The organism is Rossellomorea oryzaecorticis (genome assembly GCF_038405515.1).
GTDB lineage: Bacteria > Bacillota > Bacilli > Bacillales > Bacillaceae_B > Rossellomorea > Rossellomorea oryzaecorticis_A.
In genome coordinates this window covers 1-5,848 of record NZ_JBBYAF010000080.1, presented here as the reverse complement: position 1 = coordinate 5,848, position 5,848 = coordinate 1, and the positions used below count along the sequence as shown (strand labels likewise).

At 42.8% G+C, this 5,848-nt stretch carries 3 protein-coding genes; all 3 read left to right on the top strand.

What is annotated here, in order from left to right:
• Positions 1–340 precede the first annotated feature (340 nt).
• The 3 genes from rnc to ftsY are packed head-to-tail and all read left to right on the top strand — an operon-like array spanning position 341 to position 5,672.
• Entirely contained in the window at positions 341–1,087 is a 747-nt protein-coding gene (gene rnc, locus AAEO50_RS20850) for a ribonuclease III (RefSeq protein WP_341986301.1), read from the top strand.
• Positions 1,088–1,098: 11 nt separating this feature from the next.
• The gene (smc, locus tag AAEO50_RS20845) at positions 1,099–4,665 is read left to right on the top strand and encodes a chromosome segregation protein SMC (RefSeq protein WP_341986300.1); all 3,567 of its coding nucleotides are present in this window, start codon (positions 1,099–1,101) and stop codon (positions 4,663–4,665) included.
• A gap of 17 nt (positions 4,666–4,682) precedes the next feature.
• Positions 4,683–5,672, top strand: coding sequence for a signal recognition particle-docking protein FtsY (gene ftsY, locus AAEO50_RS20840; protein WP_341986299.1), 990 nt, complete (start codon positions 4,683–4,685; stop codon positions 5,670–5,672).
• Positions 5,673–5,848 lie beyond the last annotated feature (176 nt).

Genomic DNA, 5,848 nt, shown 5'->3' with positions numbered 1-5,848 from the left:
GACTCCTGCGGGAAGAGTAGCTAATGTGAGACGTGTCCAGCTCTGGGGCTTAGAGGCACATGTCATAAGTCAACTCGTCCAAGAAGGCAAAGAACGCCTTCGTGGCCGATTTACCTTATGCCACCCGCCTCTGTGCAAAGCCCCTTCGCTTTTCTTGCCGCAGGGTGGTACGACCGAGGAGGCTCACGGGCTACCCGCGGAAAGCGAAGTCTTGCACGGAAATCAACAGCGGCATTTAGAAGATCGAATTGATTTAAATTAACTTTTGATTATTTGTTTTATTTATCATAAACTTGATAAGTGTATATTTGAGAACCTATAGAGCAAGGTGGAGTGCTTTATGCGAAAGCATAGTAGAAACAAAGGAATAACCAAACAAAAAAACGATATGAAATTCAAAAAATTTCAGGAAGAAATCGGATTGAAATTTCAAGATGAAAAACTTCTTAAACAAGCTTTCACTCATTCATCCTATGTGAATGAGCATCGCAGAAAACCTTATGAAGACAACGAACGCCTTGAATTTCTTGGAGATGCGGTACTCGAATTAACCGTTTCCCAATTTCTCTATAAAAAATACCCGATGATGAGCGAGGGGGAACTGACCAAGCTGAGAGCGGCAATTGTATGCGAACCATCATTGGTTAAATTCTCAACAGAGATGAACTTTGGGGAATTGATCCTTTTGGGTAAAGGAGAGGAAATGACTGGCGGCAGGGAAAGACCGGCTCTATTGGCTGATGTCTTTGAGGCATTTATCGGAGCGGTATATCTTGATCAGGGCCTGGATCCCGTGATCGGTATTCTTGAAAAAGTTGTCTATCCTAAAATAAATATCGGTGCTTTTTCTCATGTGATGGATTATAAAAGTCAATTGCAGGAGTTCGTTCAAAGAGGGAATGCTGGTACGATTGAATACGGAATACTTGAAGAAAGCGGGCCTGCCCACAATCGTCAGTTCATTTCTCGTGTCTGTCTGAATGACGAGGAACTTGGTATCGGAAAAGGCCGCTCGAAAAAGGAAGCGGAGCAGCAGGCCGCGCAAAGAGCACTTGAAAAGCTAAAACAAAAGTTAGACGTTAATTAGGGGGAAAGAAGATGTTCCTCAAACAACTGGAAGTAATGGGGTTTAAGTCTTTTGCAGAAAGAATATCGGTAGAATTCGTGCCGGGTGTCACGGCCGTTGTAGGACCGAACGGCAGTGGGAAAAGTAATATCATCGATGCAATTCGCTGGGTTTTAGGTGAACAATCCGCCAAAAGTCTTCGCGGTTCTAAGATGGAAGATGTCATTTTTGCCGGGAGTGATTCGAGAAAAGCTCTAAATATAGCGGAAGTCACGCTGGTGCTTGATAATGAAGACGGTGCCCTGCCTATTGATTACAGTGAAATAAGTGTAACCAGAAGGGTGTTCCGTTCGGGGGACAGCGAGTATCTCTTGAATAAGCAGCCTTGCAGACTGAAAGATATTATCGAGTTATTTATGGACTCAGGGCTTGGGAAAGAAGCTTTTTCTATTATCAGTCAGGGGAAAGTGGAAGAAATATTAAACAGCAAGCCCGAAGAAAGAAGAACCATCTTTGAAGAAGCGGCTGGTGTGTTGAAATATAAATCAAGAAAAAAGAAAGCCGAATCCAAGCTGTTTGAAACTCAGGAAAACTTGAATCGTGTAAATGATATTCTGCATGAATTGGAAGGTCAGGTAGAGCCGCTCAAAATCCAGGCTTCGATGGCAAAGGATTATCTTGAGAAAAAGGAAGAACTTGAGAAGTTCGAAGTAGCTCTTACCGTCTATGACATTGAGGATCTACATAAACAATGGGAAAGCGTAAGTGTCGATTTCGAAAAACATGGAAGAGAGGAAGTTGCTCTTTCTTCACGTGTTCAAAAGAAAGAAGCGGTTCTTGCTCAAACCCGTGATAAAATTGCGGCTCTGGATGAATCGATTACTAATCTTCAAGAAATTTTGCTTTCTACAAGTGAAGAGCTCGAAAAATTGGAAGGTAGAAAGCAGGTACTCATCGAACGGAAGAAAAACTCATCTACCAATGAAACACAATTAAAACAGTCAATTGATGAGGCTGAGACGCGTTTAGCTCAATTATCTTCAGAGAAAAATAGTCTCCAGGAGACCTTTAAAGCTATTGAAGCAGAAGTGAGTGAACTTAAACTCGAACTGTCAACGAAACAGAGTCAGTTCAAGCACTATAGTGAAAATATCGAAGAAATCATTGAATCATATAAGAGTGATTATATTGAAAAGCTGAATCAGCAGGCCGCTGCTAAAAATGAAATCCAATACTTGCAGCAGCAGCTTGAACAGCAGTCGAGCAGAAGCGGGCGCTTGGAAGCTGAAAATGAAAAATATGTTCATCAGAGGGATGAACTGCAGAAAAATCATAAAGTACATTCCAAGGAATTGCAGCAGCAAAAAGAAAAGATAGAAGAGCATATCTTCTTATACAGAGAAGAGCAAAAAAAGCTGGAATCTGTGAGAACAAAGTATGAAAAACAAGAAAAAACCCTTTATCAGGCTTATCAATACTTACAACAGGCGAAGTCCCGTAAAGAGATGCTGGAAGAGATGGAGGACGATTACTCCGGCTTCTTTCAGGGTGTTAAAGAAGTGTTGAAAGCAAGGGATGGTGCTCTGTCCGGGATTGAAGGAGCGGTAGCTGAACTGATCCAGGTTCCGAAACAATATGAAACGGCAATGGAGACAGCACTGGCTGCATCCATGCAGCATATCGTTACAGCAACCGAAGAAGACGGCCGTAAAGCGATCAGTTACTTAAAAAAGAATCAATATGGGCGTGCTACATTCCTGCCGATGAATATCATCAAAGGGAAATCCATTTCAGAAAGTCAACTCAATATGTTAAAAGGGCATCCTTCATTCATTGGGGTCGGGTCACAATTGATCAATTATGACTCGCGGTACCAAATGATCATGTCCAATTTGCTTGGAAATGTGCTGATCACCCAGGACCTTAAAGGAGCGGGTGAAATCGCCAAACTTATCCAATACCGATACCGATTGGTGACATTGGATGGGGATGTTGTCAATCCTGGCGGTTCAATGAGTGGTGGTACGATTAAGCAGAAAAAAAATTCACTTCTATCAAGAAAAGGCGAGCTGGAAGAAATGAAAGAAAAACTTTCAGCAATGGAAACTCAGACGGAGCAGCTTCAGGTCCAGGTGAAGTCTCTTAAAGAAGAGAGTGCTTTCAGAGAAAAAAAACTTGAAGAAATGAGAATATCCGGTGAGCGCCAACGATTGAAAGAACAGGAACTATTATCTCAGTTGCGGGAAAATGAATTATCTCAGCAAAACTTGGATGAGAGGCTTTCTCTTTACGACCTTGAGAAGAAGGACTATACATCCATTAAAGAAAAACATGATTCAAGAACGAATGAACTGAGCAAATTGCTGGATGACATCCAACAGGAAATAAAAGAACTGGATAAGAAAATTGAAGAATTAACCTTTCAAAAGAATTCTGAGCGTACCTCGAAAGATGCTTTATCGGATGAAATAAGCGATATGAAAGCGAATTTGGCCGCCCGGAATGAGCAGCTGGCAGGTACGGGAAATCAATTAGAACGAGTGAAAGAAAACAAGGCAGAAACAGAAAAAAGGTTAAAAACTTTAAAAGAAGATCTTCAATGGCTGCAAACAGAGATGAAGGATAACTTCTCCGGTGAGAAACAGCTAATAGAAAAAGCAGAAAAATGTGCCGGTCAAAAGTCAGAGACGACAGAGCTTATTTCCATCCGCCGTGATGAGCGGCTTAAGCTGCAGCAAACAGTTGAAGACGAAGAACTTGAACTGAAAGAATTGAAGCGTCAGCACAAAGGGCTTGTGACTGCTTTGAAAGATGAAGAGGTAAAGATCAATCGTCTGGATGTCGAGCTTGAGAACCGTCTCGATCACCTAAGAGAGGAATACATGCTTTCTTTTGAAGCTGCAAAAAGTGACTATCCCCTTACCATTGAAGTGGAGGAAGCGCGGCGGAAGGTAAAGCTTGTTAAGTTAGCCCTTGAAGAACTTGGGACGGTAAATATAGGAGCAATCGAAGAGTATGAGCGTGTGAAAGAGAGATATGAATTTCTGTTGGAACAAAAAGAAGACCTCACAGAAGCGAAAGATACACTGTATAGAGTCATCAATGAAATGGATACAGAAATGATCAGGCGCTTCGATCAGACATTTTCAGCGATTCAGGTTGAATTTGAAGGCGTCTTTAAAGCTCTATTTGGCGGCGGGCGTGCTGAACTAAAACTCACTAATCCTTCAGATCTCCTGCACACAGGGGTCGATATAGTGGCACAGCCGCCGGGCAAAAAGCTTCAAAATCTTGGTCTGATGTCCGGTGGAGAACGAGCGTTGACGGCAATAGCACTCTTGTTCTCGATCTTAAAAATACGTCCAGTTCCGTTCTGTATCCTGGATGAAGTGGAAGCGGCGCTCGATGAAGCGAATGTACAGCGGTTCAGTCAATATTTAAAGAGATTCAGCGACGATACCCAATTCATCGTCATCACCCATCGTAAGGGAACGATGGAAGAGGCGCATGTACTATACGGGGTTACGATGCAGGAGTCCGGAGTGTCCAAGCTTGTTTCTGTAAGGCTCCAGGAGACTCATGAATTACTTGAAACTTAATAGGTGGTGTTAAGAAGATGAGCTTTTTTAAAAAACTTAAAAATAAATTTACCGAATCCAGTGACAATGTAACCGAAAAATTTAAAGATGGGTTGAGTAAAACCCGAAACAACTTCACTACCAGAGTGAACGACCTCGTTGCACGTTATCGTAAAGTGGATGAAGATTTCTTCGAAGAGCTCGAAGAAATACTCATCGGAGCAGATGTCGGTTTCGATACAGTGATGGAATTGATCGATGAATTGAAAATGGAAGTGAAACGACGCAACATTCAGGACACTGAAGAGATCCAGCCAGTTATTTCAGAAAAGCTGGTTGAGATCTATCAGGGAGAGAGAGATGATGACAGCTCATTGAACATCAAGGAAGATGAGCTGACCGTCATTCTTTTTGTGGGAGTGAACGGAGTCGGCAAAACCACTACAATCGGGAAGATGGCTCACATGTTTAAGGAAGAAGGAAAGAATGTCGTGCTTGCAGCAGGTGACACATTCCGTGCCGGAGCAATCGAACAATTGGAAGTCTGGGGAGAAAGAGTCGGAGTGCCGGTCATCAAACAGGCTGCTGGCAGTGACCCTGCAGCGGTAATGTTTGATGCTGTTCAATCGGCGAAAGCAAAAAAAGCGGATATCCTGATCTGTGACACAGCAGGACGCCTTCAAAACAAAGTCAATCTGATGAAAGAACTCGAGAAAGTGAAACGGGTCATTGAAAGGGAAATTCCAGGAGCACCTCATGAAGTATTGCTTGTACTGGATGCTACTACTGGTCAGAATGCAATGATTCAAGCGAAGACCTTCAAGGAAGCTACAAATGTCTCTGGAATCGTCCTGACAAAACTTGACGGCACTGCCAAAGGCGGAATCGTACTTGCCATCCGAAATGAGCTTCAAGTGCCGGTGAAATATGTCGGTCTTGGAGAGAAGATGGATGATCTGCAACCATTCGATGCAGAAAAATACGTCTACGGACTGTTTTCCAACCTGGTGGACAACGAAGAAGAATAATATCGAGAGAAAAGCAGCAGTGAATATTGCTGCTTTTCTATGTGTTTGCCTTAAATACGATTCTTAAATTGTTAAATCCGTTCCAGCGGTTGATTGGAGTGCAAGACGAAGACTCCTGCGGGAAGAGTAGCTAATGTGAGACGTGTCCAGCTCTGGGGCTTAGAGGCACATGTCAT

Coding starts and splice junctions, on each gene's coding strand:
- ftsY (WP_341986299.1), top strand. CDS start 4,683: ATGAGCTTTTTTAAAAAACTTAAAAATAAATTTACCGAATCCAGTGAC.
- smc (WP_341986300.1), top strand. CDS start 1,099: ATGTTCCTCAAACAACTGGAAGTAATGGGGTTTAAGTCTTTTGCAGAA.
- rnc (WP_341986301.1), top strand. CDS start 341: ATGCGAAAGCATAGTAGAAACAAAGGAATAACCAAACAAAAAAACGAT.